Below are 17,988 nucleotides of genomic sequence, written 5' to 3'. Positions count from 1 at the left end.
CCGGCGGCGGGCGGCATAGCAGATCCACCGGCCCGTCGGGCGTTTTCCACAGCCCGCCCCGTCATCCACAGCGGACACCGGGTGCGCGGCACGACGCGTGCGATCCCGGCATGCTGCGGTGATGCGCACAGGACTACGGCAGGTGACGGCCCTCGGGGTCGCCGTGCTCGTGTTCGGCTCACACGGGCTCCCCGTCCGGCCGCCCCCGCCACGATCCGCCCCCCTCCGGGCCGCGCCCACACCGGCGTTCCGGTGGCCACTCGACGGTCCGCCCCGGCCGGTACGCCCGTTCGACCCACCCCCAATGCCCTGGCTCGCCGGCCATCGGGGCGTGGACCTCGCCGCCGCGCCCGGTGTCGCCGTCCGGGCCGCCGGGGCCGGCACGGTGCTCTTCGCCGGCATGGTCGCCGGCCGGCCGGTGGTCACCGTCGGCCACCCGCAAGGACTACGGACCACCTACGAGCCGGTACGTCCCCGGGTGCGCACCGGTGACGTGGTGGCGGCCGGTGCCGCGGTGGGCGTGCTGCTGGCCGGGCACCCGGGCTGCCCCCTGACGGCCGTACCGGCCGAGGGCTGCCTGCACTGGGGTGCCCGACGCGGCCCGGAGTACCTCGACCCGCTGGCCCTGCTGGGGCTCGGCCGGGTCCGCCTGCTCCCGGTGACGGCCGGCCCCAGCCCCGGCATCGGACCGGGCTCCACCGTCGACGCCGGCTTCCACCCGACCCGCGAAACCGCCACGGGACGCCGTCCGGCCAGCGGCGACGCGCCCGCCCCCACCGGTGGTGGTCGACGATGGGGTGCCGGGCCGGACGGGGTCGCCCGGCGGGACGACGCGGCACCCTGCCGGTGCGGTCGGCGCTCCGCCGGCGTCGGCTCAGCCCCGCCCGGCCAGCAACGCCGGCAGTCGGGCCGCGAGCCGCTCGTACTCGTCGGGGGTGTTGTAGACCTGGCCGCACAGCCGCAGCCAACCCCGCCCGTGCCAGGCCATCACCGCGACCTCGGCGGCGAGGCGTTCGGCGATCAGGCCCCGCAGGGCAGCAGCCTCCTCCAGGGTGCCGGCGACACCCGCCGGCAACGGCACGATCCGCATCGCCACCCCCGGCCCGCCCGGGTCGGGCAGGTCGGTCGGGGCCACCCCGAGCGCGTCCCCGACCACCCGCTGCCCGTACGCCGCCAGTGCGGCATTGTGCTCCCGGACCCGCTCGATGCCGAGGCTGCGCAGCGCGTAGAGACCGGCCGGGGCGCTCAACCAACTCGTGTAGTCGAGGGTGGCCTGCCACTCGACGTTGCCCGGGAAACCCTCGGCCTGCTGCCAGGACACCACCAACGGCTCGATCCGCGACCGCCACGACGGGGCGACGACCAGCACGGCGGTGCCGCGCGGGGCGAACCCCCACTTGTGCAGGTTGCCCACCCAGAAGTCGGCCCCGATCGCGTCGACCTGCACCGGCAGCATCCCGGGCACGTGCGCGGCGTCCACCAGGACCGGAATGCCGTGCTCCCGGGCCACCGCCACCAGCGCGGCGACCGGCAGCACCCGGGCGGTGGCCGAGGTGAGCTGGTCGACCAGCAGCAACCGGGTACGCCCCGGCCGCAGGCCGGCCCGAACGATGTCCACGATCTGCGCGTCGGTGGCAAACCGGGGCAGGTGCAGGGTACGGGTGGTCGCGCCCGTGCGACGGCACTCCCGGGCGACGGAGTAGTTCACCGCGCCGTACCCGTGGTCGGTGCCGAGCACCTCGTCGTCGGGGCGCAGGCCGAGCGACTGGAGCACCACGGCCACCCCCGTGGTGGTGTTGCCGACCAGGGCGGTGCCCTCCGGATCGGCACCGAGGAAAGCCGCCAGGTGCCGTCGGGTGTGGGCGAACCGTTCGACCAGCGCCATGCCGAAGAAACGCTGCGGGTTGGCTTCCATCTCGTCGCGCAGCCGCTGCTGGGTGCGCTGCACGCTGAGCGGCACCGCACCGAACGCCCCGTGGTTGAGGTAACTGACCGAGGGGTCGAGGGTGAAGAGCAGTCGGGCCCCGGGAATCGACTCGGGTGGCGTCGGGACGCTCATCGGGCGATCGTAGCCCGCACCCCGCCGGGCGGCCGGACCGATCGTCGCCGCTCACCACACCCCGCGTGCGGCCGGCGGGGCGCTCAGGCCCGGGGGTGGGCCTGACGGTAGGCGGCGCGGAGCCGTTCCACCGACACGTGGGTGTAGATCTGGGTGCTCGCCAGGGACGAGTGCCCCAGCAGCTCCTGCACCGCCCGCAGGTCGGCCCCGCCGTCCAGCAGATGGGTGGCCGCCGAGTGCCTGAGCCCGTGCGGGCTGGTCGGCGGTAACCCGGCGGCCCGCGCGTACCCGGCGACGATCCGCCGGGCCATCGTCGGGTGCAGCCGCCCGCCCCGGGCACCGAGGAACAGGGCCGGCCCGGAGTCCGGACCGGCCAGTTCGGGTCGGCCGGCCGCCAACCACCTGTCGACCGCCCGCTGCGCCGGCAACCCGTACGGGACCGTCCGTTCCCGGTTGCCCTTGCCGAGGACGCGGATCACCCGACGTTCCCGGTCGACGTCCGTGGTGTCCAGACCGCACACCTCGCTGATCCGCGCGCCTGTCGCATAGAGCAGTTCGAGCAGCGCCCGGTCACGTACCAGGACCGCCTCGTCCGCCGGGTCCACCTGCGCCGAAGGCCCGCCGGCACCGGAGTGACCAGGCCCGCCGGGCCCGTCGCCCGGGGACCTGTGCTGCGGGGAACCGCCGTCGTGGCCCGGGGCGGCGGACCGGTCCCGGCCCGGTGCCTCCACCAGGGTGGCGACCTGGTCGGCGCGAAGCACCACAGGCAGTTCCCGCCGCGTCTTCGGGGTGGCCAGCGGGGCGGCCACGTCCGTCGCCGTCAGGCCGGACCGGTGGGCCCAGCCGCTGAAGGTACGCGCCGCAGCGGCCCGTCGGGCCGACGAACTGGATGCCGCGCCGGTGGTCCGTTGCTTCGCCAGCCAACTGCGCAACACGCCCAGATCCAGGTCGGCGGGGGCCGTGCAGCCCATCCGGACCGCATGGTCGAGCAGCGAGACCAGGTCGGCGACGTACGCCCGGACGGTGTGCGCGGAGCGGTTGCGTACCTGCGCCAGGTGCGCGGCGAACCCGTCGACCGCGTCCCGCATGGCCGGTGGCAACGCCTGATGGGTGGCCCGGGTCCCCGCGCCGTCCCGGCTCACCGCGCCGTCCCGGCCGGGACGGCCCTGCGTCGGCGGATCGACGGTCGCCGTCCTGTCACCGCGCGGTCGTCCGGGTCCATCGGGCCAGCTTACGGACGACCACGGGTGGCGACAGGCCCGGACCCGGCCAGGTTCCCGGCGGTGGCCACCGGAGACCGGTCCGTCCGCCGGGCAGGTGCGGATTCCCTTGCAGCGGCCCGCCCGGCGGGATGCGCGAGCGGGCGGCACCGACGCCGACCTGCGGTCAGGCGAACGTGTCGGCCACGGCGACCCGGGCCGGGTCCGGGTCGGCCCAGCTCCAGTTCGGGTGGGCGCGGTTGGTCAGCAGCACCAGCACCCGGCGACGGTCGGGCTGGACCAGGAACGAGGTGCCGGTGAACCCGGTGTGCCCGAAGGTGGCGGGTCGGGCGAGCCTGCCCATGAACCAGGGTTGGTTGAGCACCACGCCGAGGCCGTGGTCGGAGGTGCGTCCCGGCCGGTCCGGGTCGACGGCGGGCAACCCGGTGTTGGCGTTGCGCAGCATCCGGGCGACGGTGTTCTCCGCGAGGATGCGCTTCCCGCCGTGGCTGCCGCCGTCGAGCAGCAGTTGCCCGATGACCGCCACCTCCCCGGCGGGGGCGAAGATCCCGGCGTGGCCGGCGACCCCGCCGAGGTGGTTGGCGACGTCGTCGTGCACCACACCCCGCAGCAGTCCGCGGGAGGAACGGGCGTCGGTGGCGACCAGGCGGTTGGCCCGGTCGGCCGCGCTGAGCCAGGTGTTGGGGTTGAACCCGGTGTAGCGCAGCCCCAACGGGGTGGTCAGGTAGGTCTTCAGCGCCCGGTCGAGGGTGAGCCCGGTGACCTGCTCGACGATCTTCCCGGCCACCATCAGACCGACGCTGGAGTAGCGGAACACCGTGCCCGGGGTGGCACCGCTGACCAGCGGGGTGGCCAGCACCGCCTGCCACCGCTGCGCCATCGTCGAGTAGCCGGTCACCTTCGCCCCGACCGGTAGGCCGCTGGTGTGGGCCAGCAGCATCGCCACGGTGACGGTGGACTTGCCGACGCCGGTGAACCCGGGCAGGTACCGCACCACGGGAGCGTCCAGATCGATCCGGCCACTGTCGACCTGTTGCAGGGTGAGGATCGCGGTGTAGACCTTGGTGAGCGAGGCCAGATCGAAGATCGAGTCGGGGCGCATGGCGACCCGCTTCGCCGCCGGCAGCAGCACCGGCCCGGCGTCGTAGCGCAGCGCCTCACCGACGGCCAGGTGGTCGGTCGGCTCGCCGTCGGTCGTCGCCAGCACCACCGCCCCGGCGTACGTCGGATGCTTCGGGTTCTCGGCGGTGGGCTGGAGGTAACGCTGGAGCGCCACGGTGAGCGTGCGCGGCTTGCTCGCTGCGGTCGGGGCGGCACCCCGGGCGGCGGCCCCCGGCCGGCCGGCCGCCGCGCCCTGTCCGCCCTGCGGGCCGTCACCGGGGGAGGGGGTGGCCCAGGAACCGGCCGACCCGGCGGGCGGGTGTTGCGCGCAGCCGGTCAGCCCGAGGGCGGCGGCGAACCCGAGACCGAGGACGGAACGACGGGGAATCGACACGGCAGCGATCATCGCACTCCAACCCGTCCACCGGGGTGGCACCTTCGGGTGGCATCCGTCGCCTCCACCTCAGCGTGACGGGGGCCGGGTGAGGGCATAGCCGTCGTCCCGGCGGGCCACCAGGCCCAACTCCTCCAGCAGGGCGAGTTTGCGTAACGCCGTCCGGACCGGAACGCCGGCCCGGGCGGCGAGCACGTCCGCGCCAACCGTGCCGCGTCGGGGCATCGACTCGCGCACCATGGTCGCCTCGTCGTCGAGGATGTCGGTCGGGCGGGCCGCACCCCGGGCGGGCGGCGCCAGGTCGACTCCGATCCGGCCCACCTCCTCCAGCACGTGCGCGAGCCCGGTGACGAGCCGGGTGTCCCCGTACTCGCGGAGCAGCTCGTGTGCGCCGACGGACAGCGCCGAGGTGACCGGGCCGGGCACCACCATCGAGGGACGGCGGAGGGCGATCGCCCGGTGCATGGTCTGGGCCGCTCCGCTGCGGGCCGCCGCCTCGACCAGCACACTGCCCCGGGTCCCGGCGGCGATCACCCGGTTGCGGACCAGGAAGCGGGGACGCAGTGGCTCGGCACCCGGCAGCCACTCGCTGACCAGCAGGCCGGTCTCGGCTATCCGGTCGAACAGCGCGGAGTTGCCCATCGGGTAGGGGCGGTCCACCCCGCAGGCCAGCACCGCCACCGTCACCCCACCGGCGTTCAACGCGCCCCGGTGGGCGGCAGCGTCGATGCCGAACGCGCCGCCGGAGACCACCGTCCACTCCCGGTCGGCCAAGCCGTACCCGAGTTCGGTGGCGACGTGCACGCCGTACCCGGTGGCGGCCCGTGCGCCGACCACCGCGACCGAGCGGTCCAGCACCTCGGCCAGCGGCCATCCACCGCGTACCCACAGGCACAGCGGTGGGGCGGTCTCCCGGTCGACCTTCCGGGTCGCCCCGGGCAGTTCGAGCCGTTCCAGGTCACCCAGCGGGGTGGGCCACTCGTCGTCGGTCGGACAGACGATCCGCGCGCCGAGCCGGTCGACGAGTGCCACCGCCTCGGCGGCCACCGCCCTGGGGTCGCCGGCCTCCAGCCGGGCCGCCACCGTCGCCCGCAACGTGTCGTCGGGCGCCCCACCGTCGAGCAGCAGCTCCAGGGTGTCCACCGCACCCAGCCGACCCACCAGCTGGTGGACCGACCGGGTGCCCGGCTCGGCCAGCCAGGTCAGCGCCACCCGGGCGTGCAGGTCCTCGATGCTGGTCACGCTTCCTCCCCTGTTCTGAGGCCGATGGCCTCCCGGACGTCGTCACGGTCGGGCCGGGTGCGGCCGTCGAGGTCGGCGATCGTCCAGGCGAGCCGGATGATCCGATCGAAGCCCCGGGCCGAGAGCGAACCCCGGTCGAGCCGACCACGTAACTCGGTGGTCGCCCCGGCGGCGAGCCGCCACGGTGGGCGGCGCAGTAGCGGCCCGGGCACTTCCGCGTTGAGCCGGTGCCCGACCGCAGCCCACCGTTCGGCGGCTGCCCCGCGCGCCGCCGCCACCCGGGCGGCGACCGCCGCCGACGGCTCACCGTCCGGGTCGGTGCCCATCAGCTCGGCCGCCCGCACCGGCAGCACCCTGACCTGTACGTCGATCCGGTCGAGCAGGGGACCGGAGAGCCGGCCGAGATACCGCCGGCGCGCCAGCGGACTGCATTCGCACAGCGTGTCGCCCCCGGGCCGGGCGCAGGGGCAGGGATTGGCGGCCAGCACCAACTGGACCCGGGCCGGATACCGGGTGCCGCCCCGGGCCCGGGTCAGGTGCACCTGCCCGCTCTCCAGTGGTTGCCGCAACGCCTCCAGCGCGGCCTTGCTGAACTCGGCGGCCTCGTCGAGGAAGAGCACACCCCGGTGCGCCAGCGACAGCGCCCCCGGCCGGGCCAGTCCCGAGCCGCCGCCGACCAGGGACGCCACGGTGGCCGAGTGGTGCGGTGCCTGGAACGGCGGACGGCGCAGCAGCCGGCCGTCGGGCGGCAGGATGCCGGCGATCGAGTGCAGCGCGGTCACCTCCAGCGCGGCGGCGTCGTCGAGTTCCGGCAGGATCGACGGCAACCGTTCGGCCAGCATCGTCTTGCCGGCACCGGGTGGCCCCAGCAGGGAGAGGTGGTGTCCGCCGGCCGCCGCCACCTCCACCGCGCGTCGGCCCAGGCCCTGCCCGGCGACGTCGGCGAGATCCGGCCCGGCCACCGCCTCGACGGGGCCGGGTGGGGGTGGTTCGAGCAAGGGAGTGCCGTCCCGGATGAAGGCCACCAGCCGGTGCAGGGTGTCGACGGCGCGGACCCGTACCCCGGGGATCACCGCCGCCTCCGCCGCGTTGCCCACCGGTACGACCACCCGGTCCAGCCCGGCGCGCACGGCGGCGGTGACCATCGGCAGTACGCCACGGACCGGCCGGACCGTCCCGTCGAGCCCCAACTCGCCGAGCACCACCACCCCCTCCACCGGCAGCAGCGGCAGTTCACCGGCGGCACCGAGCAGGGCGACCGCGATGGCCAGATCGAAGGCCGAGCCGTACTTGGGCAGCGTGGCGGGCAGCAGGTTGAGGGTGATCCGGCGGTTGGGCCAGCGCTGCCCCGAGTTGACCACGGCCGCCCGGACCCGGTCCCGTGCCTCGTGCAGGGCCGTGTCCGGCAGCCCGGAGATGACCACCGCCGGCAGCCCGGGGGAGAGGTCCGCCTCGACCTCGACCAGGTGGCCGGTGACGCCGACCAACCCCACCCCGAGCACCTTGGCGTAGCTCACCGTGCCACCCCCGACCGGACCCACCCGCCGGTCCGCCGGTCGTCGTCCTGGCTCCCGCCGGTCATCAGAAGGCCCCCTTGAGGTGCTCGACCCGGGCCGGCCCGGCCGATGGCAGCCGAACCGACAGGACGTCGAACCGGATCTCGTCGGCGGTGGTCCCGGTCTCGGCCAACCAGCGGACGGCGAGCCCGCGCAACCGTCGGGCCTTGGCCGGGACGACCGCCTCGGCGGGACTGCCGTAGGTGTCCCCCCGGCGGGTCTTCACCTCGCAGAAGGCGAGTACCGGGCCGTCCCAGGCGATGACGTCGATCTCGCCCGCGCGGCAGCGCCAGTTGCGGGCCACCGGGCGCAGCCCGGCCCCGATCAGATGGCGTACGGCGCACCGTTCGCCGTACGCGCCGATCGCCTGGTTCCGGTTGGTCATGACCGCCAGGGTCCGGGTGGTGGTGGGCGGGACGCGACCCCCGTGGTCCCGGCTGTGGACAACCCGGGGGCCTGTGGACGAACGGACGATCAAGGCCGCGACGTGCTATGGAAACCCGGATATGCCCTGCTCCGGGGTGGGTCGGCCACCGGGGATGATCCGTCCGATCGGTCCTGCCGAGCGGCCCGACCTGCGAATGGCGTCGGACGGGTCGGTCGCATACGGTGCCGGACGTGGACGCACGACGGAGCTACCCCGAAGATCAGGAGTCGCGTTGGTACCCGGCCGGCCGGGACCGCGCATACGACGACCCGGACTGGCGGACGGCGAGCGGGGTGCGCCGGTACGACGAGTTGCGCACACCCGACCAGCGGGCCGCCGAAGAGGGCCGGTACGCGGACGCGAACCGCCTCGATCCGGGGCGCTTCGACGCGGCCGACCCGTTGGGTGACGGTGGGGGCGACTCCGCCGGATACCGGCCGACCCGGCTCCGTCGGGACGAACCGGAGGTATCCGGCGAACTTCCCACCGACCGGGTGGGTCGACGGGCCGCCCGCGAGGCCGGCGTCGCCGACTCCGGTCCGCTCGGGGACACCGGCACGGGAGCGCTCGGCGGCTCGCCCCGGGGCATAGGCGACACCGGGACCGGCCGGCTGGCGGACACCGGCCTGGGGCGGAGTGTGGGTGATACCGGGACCGGCCGGCTGGCGGACACCGGCCTGGGGCGGAGTGTGGGTGATACCGGGACCGGCCGGCTGGCGGACACCGGCCTGGGGCGGAGTGTGGGTGATACCGGGACCGGCCGGCTGGCGGACACCGGCCTGGGACGGAGCGTGGGCGACACCGGGACCGGCCCGCTCGGCGTGGCCCGGTCGAGCGGCGACACCGGTGTCGGGGCGCTCGGTGGCCTCCCGGTACGGGGCGCCGGTGACACCGGGGCGGGCCTGCTGACCGGCCCCGGGGTGGACCGGGGTGGCGGCGACCCGGGCCGGTCGGGTGGTGCCGGTCGGCTCGGCGCGGCTGACGGCGGCACGGGTCGGTTCGCCGCCGACTCCGGCGTGCTGGGGGGCGGCGGGGCCGGTCCGCTGGCCGGCTCCGAGCCGGCCCGGCCGGCGGCGCTGGGCAACTATCCGATCGTCGAACCGAACCGGTCGGCCGAGCCCTCCCCGTTGGAGGTGCCGACCGGCCCGATGACGCCGGTCGTGCCCCGTCCCGACGGCGTGGCCGGCCCCGACGGGGCGTACCGGACGGGTGGGCCGGCCTCCGACGGCGTGTACCGCACCCGGCGGCCGGCGCTGGCGGCGCTGCTGGGCCTGTCGGTGCTGGTCTTCGAGATCCCGGCGATGCGGGTGCTGCTGCACGGCCTGACCGGCGATCCGGTCCCGGTGTCACACGTCGTCGTGGGCATCTTCCTGGTGGTCGGGTCGCCGATCTTCGCCGGTGGCCTGTACGGGTTGCGTGCCGGCGGGCTGGCGATGGCCGACGGCGACCGGGGCTGGCTGCGCCCGCCGACCGCCTACCTCACCGTCGGGCTGGTCCTCTTCGTCGCCGCCGCACTGGCCGCCCGCTGACCCCCTGCACCGTCCGGCGTGCCACCACCGCCGGGACCGCCGGTGCGCGGGAAGCCCGCCCATACCCCACCAGCCGGGACCGGTCGATGCGGGGGGAAACAGGCCCACCAGCCGCCCGTGCCGGGGCCGTCCTTTCGCCGGAGGGGAGCCCGGGGCCGGGTGGCGGGGTGGGGGCGTACACTGGGCTCTTGGCGACCGCCTTGCGCGGTCGACCTCGCGTGCCCTCCCCACGTCTCGTCGTGGGGCGACGGCCTCCCTGGTCCCGATCCCGTCGGGCCCACCATGGCCGGCGACCAGGCACCAGGACGCCCGGCCACCGGTCGGGCGGAACAACCAGGGATCTTGAGGAGTACCCCACCATGGCCGTCGTGACCATGCGTCAGCTGCTGGAGAGCGGTGTCCACTTCGGGCACCAGACCCGGCGCTGGAACCCGAAGATGAAGCGCTTCATCATGACCGAGCGCAACGGCATCTACATCATCGACCTGCGCCAGACCCTCGACTACATCGAGAAGGCGTACGACTTCGTGCGCAACACGGTGGCCGAGGGCGGCAGCATCCTGTTCGTCGGCACCAAGAAGCAGGCTCAGGAGGCCATCTCCGAGCAGGCGACCCGGGTCGGTCAGCCGTACGTCAACCACCGCTGGCTCGGTGGCATGCTGACCAACTTCCAGACGGTGTACAAGCGGCTGCAGCGGATGAAGGAGCTGGAGGCGCTGGGTGACCTGACCGGCACCGCCGCCGGCTACACCAAGAAGGAGACCCTTCAGCTGTTCCGCGAGAAGACCAAGCTCACCAAGACCCTCGGTGGTCTGCGGGACATGCAGAAGCTCCCGGCCGCGGTCTGGATCGTCGACACCAAGAAGGAGCACATCGCCGTCGACGAGGCCCGCAAGCTGGGCATCCCGGTGATCGCGGTGCTGGACACCAACTGCGACCCGGACGAGGTCGACTTCCCGATCCCGGGCAACGACGACGCGATCCGCTCCGCCGAGCTGCTGACCAAGGTCGTGGCCGCCGCCGTCGCCGACGGTCTGATCGCCCGTTCCGGCCGGCGTCGTGGTGGCGACGAGAAGCCGGAGGGCCAGGTCGGCAGCGACGAGCCGCTGACCGAGTGGGAGCGCGAGCTGCTCGAGCCGAAGAAGGCCGAGGAGCCGGCTGCCGCCGAGCAGCCCGCCGTCACCACCGAGCAGCCGGCCACCGCCGCCGCCGAGTGACCGCGCCGCCGCATCCCGCCGCCGGTTCGGGCGGCGGGATGCGGCGGTCACTGCCGGCAGCTCCGGCCCCGGGGCCGGGTTGCCCGCCACCTCAGACCACCCACCGCAGTCTCAACACCGAAGAGAGAGTCATGTCCAACTTCACCGCCGCGGACGTCAAGAAGCTCCGCGACCTCACCGGCGCCGGCATGATGGACTGCAAGAAGGCGCTCACCGAGGCTGAGGGCGACTTCGACAAGGCCGTCGAGATCCTGCGCGTCAAGGGCGCCAAGGACGTCGGCAAGCGGGCCGGCCGGACCGCCGCCAACGGCCTCGTCGCGCACTCCGGCAAGGCGCTGCTGGAGCTCAACTGCGAGACCGACTTCGTGGCCAAGACCGACGCGTTCGTCGCGCTGGCCCAGCAGTTGGTCGAGCACGGGGAGCGCAGCGGCGTCGGCACCGCCGAGGAACTGCTCGCCACCGAGCTGGACGGCAAGACCGTCGCCGACCTGATCCAGGAGCAGTCCGCCAAGATCGGCGAGAAGCTGGTGCTGAACCGCTTCGCCAAGCTCGACGGCACCGTCGCGGTCTACCTGCACCGCAAGAGCCAGGACCTGCCGCCGGCCGTCGGCGTGCTGGTGGAGTACACCGGCAAGTCCGACGAGGCCGCCGACGCCGACGCCCGGGGCACCGCGATGCAGATCGCCGCGATGCGCCCGAAGTACGTCACCCGCGACGAGGTGCCGGCCGAGGTCGTCGAGTCCGAGCGGCGCATCGCCGAGCAGACCGCCCGCGAGGAGAACAAGCCCGAGGCGGCCCTGCCGAAGATCGTCGAGGGCCGGGTGAACGCCTTCTTCAAGGACTACGTCCTGATCGAGCAGGCGTCGGTCTCCGACAACAAGAAGACCGTCAAGCAGGTGCTGACCGAGGCCGGCATCGAGGTGACCCGCTTCGTCCGGTTCGAGGTCGGCCAGGCCTGAGCCGCCACCGTCCGGGCGCGTTGCGCGCCGGGACGGGCACGCAACGTCGACGAGGAGGCCGCTGGTGTACGCGACAGGCACCGCGGCCTCCTCGTCACATAGGGTCGGCATCGGGCAGGTACGCGGTGACGCGGCGCGGTCGACGCGCGCGCGGGAGGGGCGGGGCGGATGACGCAGGTTGTGAACGACCGGAGCCTGGAGGCGGACGACCCGACGGCGCCGCCGCCCGGCCGTGCCCGTCGGGTGGTGCTGAAGCTCTCCGGTGAGGTCTTCGGCGGTGGGGCGATCGGCGTCGACCCCGACGTCGTGCAGGCCATCGCCCGGCAGATCGCCACCGTGGTCCGCCGTGGTGTGCAGGTCTCCGTGGTGGTCGGTGGCGGCAACTTTTTCCGCGGCGCGGAGTTGCAGAAGCGCGGCATGGACCGGGCCCGCGCCGACTACATGGGCATGCTCGGCACCGTGATGAACTGCCTGGCGTTGCAGGATTTCCTGGAGAAAGAGGGCATCGAGACGCGCGTGCAGAGCGCGATCACGATGGCCCAGGTCGCCGAGCCGTACATTCCGCTGCGGGCGATCCGGCACCTGGAGAAGGGTCGGGTGGTCATCTTCGGGGCCGGTGCCGGGATGCCGTACTTCTCCACCGACACGGTGGCCGCCCAGCGGGCACTGGAGATCCGCGCCGACGTGGTGCTGATGAGCAAGAACGGCGTGGACGGCGTCTACAGCGCCGACCCCCGGATCGACCCGGCCGCCAGCAAGTTCGACTCGATCACCTTCTCCGAGGTGTTGCAGCGAAACCTGCGGGTGGCCGACGCGGCGGCGTTCAGCCTCTGCATGGAGAACGGGCTGCCGATGCTGGTCTTCGGCGCCCAGGGCGAGGACACGATCATCCGGGCGGTCGGCGGCGACAAGATCGGTACGCTGATCACCGCCTGACCGATCCCGCCGGCCACCGCAGCGGTCCTCCGCACCAGATCAGCAGATCAGCCCACGACGAGCAACAGAAGGAGGCGAGGAGACCGGTGATCGACGACACCCTCCTCGAGGCCGAGGAAAAGATGGAGCGTGCGGTCGAGCACGCCAAGGAGGAGTTCGGCGCCATCCGTACCGGTCGCGCCAACGCCGCCATGTTCTCCAAGGTCGTCATCGACTACTACGGCACGCCCACCCCGCTGCCCCAGATGGCGTCCATCGGGGTGCCGGAGCCGCGCATGGTCATCATCAAGCCGTACGACAACTCGCAGATCAACGCCATGGAGAAGGCGATCCGCGACTCGGATCTCGGGTTGAACCCGAACAACGAGGGCAACCAGCTGCGCATCCTGCTCCCGCAGATGACCGAGGAACGCCGCCGCGAAATGATCAAGGTGGCCCGGCACAAGGGTGAGGAAGCCAAGGTGGCGGTCCGCAACATCCGCCGCAAGGGCAAGGAAGAGCTGGACCGGCTGGTCAAGGACGGCGAGGTCGGCGAGGACGACGGCCGCCGCGCCGAGAAGGAACTCGACGACCTGACCCAGCGGTACGTCGCCACCGTCGACGAGTTGGTCAAGCACAAGGAGTCGGAGCTGCTCGAAGTCTGACCTCCCGGCTGCCACGGCACCGGCGCGGCACCGCCTCACGGCGGCGTCGCTCCGGTGCCGTCGTCGTCGAGGGGCACCGGCCGGCGGGGGCACCACGCGGGGGGCCCACCGGTTCCGTGCGGCGACAGGCCGACGGCACGGGGCCGTCGGTCGGGCGGCACGGACGCCACCGCTGGCCGCCGGGCCCGGCGTCCACCGTGCCCGGCCGGCCCGTGCAGTAGGCTCGGCACGATTCCCGGCCACCGGGCGGTGAACGGCGGGGATCGACCGGCCGTCGGGCCGGTCAACCGACGTTGTCACGCGGGTAGGGGATGGTTGTGGTCTTGCGTCATGTGGTGGCACTCGTACCGTCGTCCGGCACGTGATGTCCCCCCTCGACCCCTACAGCGGCACCGAGCCCCGTGGTTGGGAGCGGTCCGACAGTCCCCCGGCGCTGCCCTGGCCGGACCGGGAGGTCGAACCGTGGTCCCCCCGGCAGTCAGGCACCGAGCTGTCCGCGGTGCCGCAGGCCCCGCCCCGGCCCCCCGTGCGTCGGCACGACGAGTCGCCTGACGGTCCGTACGATCCGGCGGCCGGCCGGCCGTTCGCCGACGACACCCCGACCTCGCAGCTGCCCCCGGTCCGCGCCGACGAGGCCCCGACCGCCCACCTGACGCCGGTCCGCGACGACGCCGCGCCCACCTCGCCGTTCGTCCCGGTCCGCGACGACGCCGCCCGGCCGGGGGACGACGCCGACCCGCCGGAGCCGCCGCCCGGCCGGCGGTCCCCGGGGCGGCGGCGGGCCAGCGCCGACCGGCCGGCCACCCCGCAGCCGTCGACCGGCCGGGCCGGGCGCAACCTGCCGGCCGCGATCGGGGTCGGTCTCGGGCTCGGTGCGCTGGTCCTGGTGCCGCTGTTCTTCTTCCTCCCCGGTTTCCTGGCCGTGCTGGCCGCCGCGATCGGGGTCGGCATCTGGGAGATGGCCCGCGCGGTGCGGCGCAGCGGCGCCCATCCGCCGCTGGTGCCGCTGCTCGCCGGTGGCGTGCTCACCATCGGGCTGGCCTGGTTCGCCGGCCCGGACGCGCTCAGCCTGGGCCTGCTGGTCACCGTGCTGGGCACGATGATCTGGCGGTTGGGGGACGGCCCGGCCGGTTTCCAACGGGACATCACCGCGGCCACCCTGATCGCTGTCTACGTGCCGTTCCTGGGCGGTTTCGCGGCGCTGCTCGCGGCTGCCCCCGGCGACGGACACCTGCGGGTGCTGGTCACGGTGGTCGGCGTGGTGCTCTCCGACACCGGCGGGTACGCCGCCGGGGCGAACTTCGGCAAGCATCCGATGGCGCCGCGGATCAGCCCGAAGAAGTCCTGGGAGGGGTTCGCCGGTTCGCTCGTCGCGGCGGCTGTCGGCAGTGCCCTGCTGCTCTGGCTGCTCTTCGACGTGGCTCCCTGGTGGGGCGCGCTGTTCGGCATGGCGGTCTCGGTGGCGGCGGTGCTGGGCGACCTCGCCGAGTCCATGATCAAGCGGGATCTGGGCGTGAAGGACATGAGCAGCCTGTTGCCGGGGCACGGGGGGCTGATGGACCGGCTGGACTCGATTCTGTTCGCCGTACCCACCGCCTATCTGCTGCTGGCGGTCCTCGTTCCGGTGGTGGGCTGAGGGATGAATCACGCCGTACCACCCGGGCGGTCCCGGCGGTGGCTGTCGATTCGGCACCTCCGGCCGGGCGGCTGCGGCACACGGCGTGACAGACTGGACCAGCCATGACGAGCCTGCCTGTGATCCCCGTTGACCCCGACGCCCCCGGCCGCCGCCCGGCGATGCCGCCCCGGCACCTCGCCGATCTCGATCTGCCGGGCCGCAGGGCGCTCGTCACCGAGCTGGGTGAGCCGGCCTTCCGGGCCCGGCAGATCTCCCACCACTACTTCGGTCGGCTAGTCCGCGACCCGGCCGAGATGACCGATCTGCCGGCGGCCAGCCGGGACCGGCTGGCCGGGGCGCTGCTGCCCCGGCTGCTCACCCCGGTCCGCGAGTTGGCCTGCGACGACGGCGCCACCCGCAAGGCGCTGTGGCGGCTGCACGACGGTTCGCTGGTGGAGAGCGTGCTGATGGGCTACCCGGACCGGGTGACCGTCTGCATCTCCAGCCAGGCGGGGTGCGGGATGGCCTGCCCGTTCTGCGCCACCGGCCAGGCCGGGCTGACCCGTAACCTGTCCGCCGCCGAGATCGTCGACCAGGCGGTCTACCTGGCCGGGGTCGCCGCCTCGGGCGCGGTGGCCGGGTCGCCGCCCCGGCTTTCCCACGTCGTGTTCATGGGCATGGGTGAGCCGTTGGCCAACTACTCCCGGGTCGTCACGGCGATCCGGCGGCTGGTCGCGCCGGCCCCCGAGGGGTTGGGTCTGTCGCAGCGTCACATCACCGTCTCCACGGTCGGCCTGGTGCCTGCCATCCGCCGACTGGCCAGCGAAGACCTCTCGGTGACCCTTGCGTTGTCGCTGCACGCGCCCGATGATGAGCTGCGCGACGAACTCGTGCCGGTCAACCAGCGCTGGAAGGTAGCCGAGGTGCTGGACGCAGCGTGGGACTACGCGGCGACGACGGGGCGCCGGGTGTCGATCGAGTACGCGATGATCAAGGACGTGAACGATCAACCGTGGCGGGCCGACCTGCTCGGACGCCTGTTGGCCGGTCGGTCGGCGCACGTCAACCTCATCCCGCTCAATCCGACGCCGGGCAGCCGGTGGGACGCCAGCTCCAAGCCGGTGGAACGGGAGTTCGTCAGAAGGTTACGCGAGTCCGGCGTGTCCACCACGGTGCGTGACACCCGGGGGCGTGAGATCGACGGTGCGTGCGGGCAGTTGGCTGCGGCGGGGGACAGTGACAGCGAGGCGGCGCGTGGGGCGCGACCGGGCGTAGCGGTACGAGACCAGGAGACATAGTGGCGAGTCAGGGTCAGCGTTTCCGGCGTAAGGCGCTCCGCCGGGGCTACAAGGTCGACGAGGTCGACGCCTTCCTGGATCGGGTTGAGGCGACCCTCGCCGGTCAGCCGGTCGGTGCTCCGGTGGCCTCCCAGGAGGTGCACGACGTCGTCTTCCGGGTCCGCTTCAACGGCTACGACGAGTGGCAGGTCGACCTGCACCTGGACCGGGTGGAGCGGCAGTTGGCCGAGCTGGAGGAGCGGTCCACCCCGAGCGGCCGCGGTGCCGACCCGCGCGGCGCGGACCGACTCGCCCCGCCGATGCGTGACGACCACCGGGGCCTCCCGCCGGCCCCAGCGCCGATGCCGCCGCGTGCCATGCCGGCGCAGCCCGGCCCGCCCGACCGTTACGGCAGCCGCTACGACGAGCCGACGGGTGCCTTCGCCGGTGGCTACGACGCCCCTCGTGGCGGCTACGACGCCCCGCGCGGCCAGTTGGGGCCGGGTCCGGGTGGGCCGCACGGTCCGGGTGGGCCGATGGGCCCCGGTCCGGGTGGGCCGATGGGGCACGGCGGTCCGCCGCCGCGTGGCCTGCCGGCCGGTCCGGGCAGTGGCTACGGGCCCCCCGACGAGCAGCGGTTCGACGGGTTCGAGGCCGGTCGGCACGGCCGCGCCGACATGACCGCCGAGATCCGGATGTCGGACCGGGACCGGATGCCCGAGCGGGACCGGTTGCCCGAGCGGGACCGCATGCTGGACCGGGACCGGATGCCCGAGCGGGACCGCATGCCGGACCGCATGCCGGACCGCATGCCGGACCGGATGGCCGAGCACGACCGCATGCTGGACCGGATGCCTGAGCACGATCGGATGCCCGAGCGGGACCGGATGCTTGAGCGCGACCCACGGGACATGCGTGGCCGGGGTCCGGTGGGCCCGCCGCCGATGCCGCCACAGCCGCTGGGTGGTCCGCCGCTGGGTGGCCCGCCCGCGCCGATGGGTCCGCCGGTCGGTGGCCCGCCGATGGTGGGCCCGCCGATGGCCGGCCCGCCGGGCAGCGAGCTGTACCGGGTCGACCAGATCCGACGCAGCTTCCAGGTGCGCCGGTTCGGCAGCGGGTACGACCCGGACCAGGTGGACCGGTTCTTCGAGAGCCTGCTCGGGGGCATGCAGGGCCGCAACCAGATGCCGGTGAACCCGAAGGACCTGGACACGTTGCGCTTTCCGCTGGTGCCGGGCGGCTACTTCGAGGCCGAGGTCGACGCCGCGCTCAAGGACGTGCAGGACATCCTCTTCGGCAGGTGATCCACCACACGTGACGAGGGCCCATCCCCGGCCGGGGATGGGCCCTCGTGGCGTTGCGGGGGCGGTGCGTCAGGAGCGCAGCCCGCTGCGACGCAGCACGGCGTCACCGACGACGATCGCCAGCAACAGCACGGCCAGGCCGACCAGCCAGATCTCCTCGACCTTGCCCTCGTGGTTGCCGCACAGCATCGCCAGCAGCGCCAACGCGGAGAGCACCGCGCCGATCCGCCCGGCCTTGCGGTGCCCGGGCCTGTGCTGATCTGGCGCGGTTACCGGCTCGCTTCCTGCCACTGTCGGTCCTTCCCTCGCGATCGGATCTCCGGTTAGTCTGGCACGCCCCGCCCCGGGCCCGGTGCGGGGTCCGCCCTGCTGGGGGCGCGCTGCGGCGCAGGACCACGCGACCGGGTGGGCGGCTGGCCGGGGCGGCACCCGGGCCGATGGACCCCTTCCCGGTGGGGCGGGTCGGCTCTACCGGCGTCGCGGGTCGTCGACCACACTGCCTCCG

15 protein-coding genes and 1 pseudogene are annotated in these 17,988 nt (G+C 74.0%); 9 read left to right on the top strand and 7 right to left on the bottom strand.

From position 1 onward, the window contains the following. Positions 1-121 precede the first annotated feature (121 nt). Positions 122-670: pseudogene (locus tag ACWCHM_RS20435) on the top strand (M23 family metallopeptidase); the annotation flags it as partial. Between the two features lie 204 nt (positions 671-874). On the opposite strand, the gene ACWCHM_RS20430 reads toward ACWCHM_RS20435, so the two are convergent. The 6 genes from ACWCHM_RS20430 to ACWCHM_RS20405 all read right to left on the bottom strand — a co-directional run bounded on the left by ACWCHM_RS20430 (position 875) and on the right by ACWCHM_RS20405 (position 7,957). Beyond that, the gene (locus ACWCHM_RS20430) at positions 875-2,059 is read right to left on the bottom strand and encodes an aminotransferase class V-fold PLP-dependent enzyme (protein WP_204956875.1); all 1,185 of its coding nucleotides are present in this window, start codon (positions 2,057-2,059) and stop codon (positions 875-877) included. A gap of 83 nt (positions 2,060-2,142) precedes the next feature. Then, the gene (locus ACWCHM_RS20425; protein ID WP_421490435.1) at positions 2,143-3,147 is read right to left on the bottom strand and encodes a tyrosine recombinase XerC; all 1,005 of its coding nucleotides are present in this window, start codon (positions 3,145-3,147) and stop codon (positions 2,143-2,145) included. A 298-nt stretch (positions 3,148-3,445) separates the two neighbouring features. Continuing rightward, positions 3,446-4,774 (bottom strand): serine hydrolase domain-containing protein, encoded by a 1,329-nt coding sequence (locus tag ACWCHM_RS20420; RefSeq protein WP_421489118.1) that lies wholly within the window; start codon positions 4,772-4,774, stop codon positions 3,446-3,448. A gap of 69 nt (positions 4,775-4,843) precedes the next feature. Further along, positions 4,844-6,016 (bottom strand): DNA-processing protein DprA, encoded by a 1,173-nt coding sequence (locus tag ACWCHM_RS20415; RefSeq protein ID WP_421489117.1) that lies wholly within the window; start codon positions 6,014-6,016, stop codon positions 4,844-4,846. Next, positions 6,013-7,533, bottom strand: coding sequence for a YifB family Mg chelatase-like AAA ATPase (locus tag ACWCHM_RS20410; protein WP_454219395.1), 1,521 nt, complete (start codon positions 7,531-7,533; stop codon positions 6,013-6,015). The genes ACWCHM_RS20415 and ACWCHM_RS20410 overlap by 4 nt, the downstream gene beginning before the upstream one ends. A gap of 64 nt (positions 7,534-7,597) precedes the next feature. Next, on the bottom strand, positions 7,598-7,957 hold the full coding sequence (locus ACWCHM_RS20405) for a YraN family protein (protein WP_204956879.1): 360 nt from the start codon (positions 7,955-7,957) through the stop codon (positions 7,598-7,600). A 233-nt stretch (positions 7,958-8,190) separates the two neighbouring features. Between ACWCHM_RS20405 and ACWCHM_RS20400 the strand changes: the two genes are divergently transcribed. The 8 genes from ACWCHM_RS20400 (at position 8,191) to ACWCHM_RS20365 (ending at position 17,483) form a co-directional block, all read left to right on the top strand. Further along, positions 8,191-9,528: a hypothetical protein gene (locus tag ACWCHM_RS20400; protein ID WP_454219393.1), complete on the top strand. Its 1,338-nt coding sequence runs from the start codon at positions 8,191-8,193 to the stop codon at positions 9,526-9,528. A 359-nt stretch (positions 9,529-9,887) separates the two neighbouring features. Next, entirely contained in the window at positions 9,888-10,745 is an 858-nt protein-coding gene (gene rpsB, locus ACWCHM_RS20395; protein WP_204956881.1) for a 30S ribosomal protein S2, read from the top strand. A gap of 131 nt (positions 10,746-10,876) precedes the next feature. Further along, the gene (tsf, locus tag ACWCHM_RS20390) at positions 10,877-11,704 is read left to right on the top strand and encodes a translation elongation factor Ts (RefSeq protein ID WP_204956882.1); all 828 of its coding nucleotides are present in this window, start codon (positions 10,877-10,879) and stop codon (positions 11,702-11,704) included. A 168-nt stretch (positions 11,705-11,872) separates the two neighbouring features. Beyond that, a complete protein-coding gene (pyrH, locus tag ACWCHM_RS20385) occupies positions 11,873-12,640 on the top strand; it encodes a UMP kinase (protein WP_239484643.1) in 768 nt (255 codons plus the stop codon). An 86-nt stretch (positions 12,641-12,726) separates the two neighbouring features. Then, on the top strand, positions 12,727-13,284 hold the full coding sequence (gene frr / locus ACWCHM_RS20380) for a ribosome recycling factor (RefSeq protein WP_204956883.1): 558 nt from the start codon (positions 12,727-12,729) through the stop codon (positions 13,282-13,284). A gap of 364 nt (positions 13,285-13,648) precedes the next feature. Then, positions 13,649-14,920 carry a phosphatidate cytidylyltransferase gene (locus ACWCHM_RS20375; protein ID WP_204956884.1) on the top strand — a complete coding sequence of 424 codons (1,272 nt, stop codon included), beginning with the start codon at positions 13,649-13,651 and terminating at the stop codon, positions 14,918-14,920. Between the two features lie 104 nt (positions 14,921-15,024). Beyond that, entirely contained in the window at positions 15,025-16,200 is a 1,176-nt protein-coding gene (rlmN, locus tag ACWCHM_RS20370; protein WP_204956885.1) for a 23S rRNA (adenine(2503)-C(2))-methyltransferase RlmN, read from the top strand. Continuing rightward, the gene (locus ACWCHM_RS20365; protein WP_454219390.1) at positions 16,200-17,483 is read left to right on the top strand and encodes a DivIVA domain-containing protein; all 1,284 of its coding nucleotides are present in this window, start codon (positions 16,200-16,202) and stop codon (positions 17,481-17,483) included. Before rlmN ends, ACWCHM_RS20365 begins: the two co-directional genes overlap by 1 nt. A 69-nt stretch (positions 17,484-17,552) precedes the next feature. Here ACWCHM_RS20365 and ACWCHM_RS20360 read toward each other — a convergent pair whose 3' ends face one another. Further along, complete coding sequence (locus ACWCHM_RS20360; protein WP_204956887.1) at positions 17,553-17,774, bottom strand: DUF2631 domain-containing protein; 222 nt, start codon at positions 17,772-17,774, stop codon at positions 17,553-17,555. Between the last annotated feature and the right edge of the window lie 214 nt (positions 17,775-17,988).

It is taken from the genome of Micromonospora sp. SCSIO 07396 (assembly GCF_053667945.1).
Note: the sequence above shows the minus strand (reverse complement) of the source record. Positions and strands in the feature narration are given on the sequence as shown.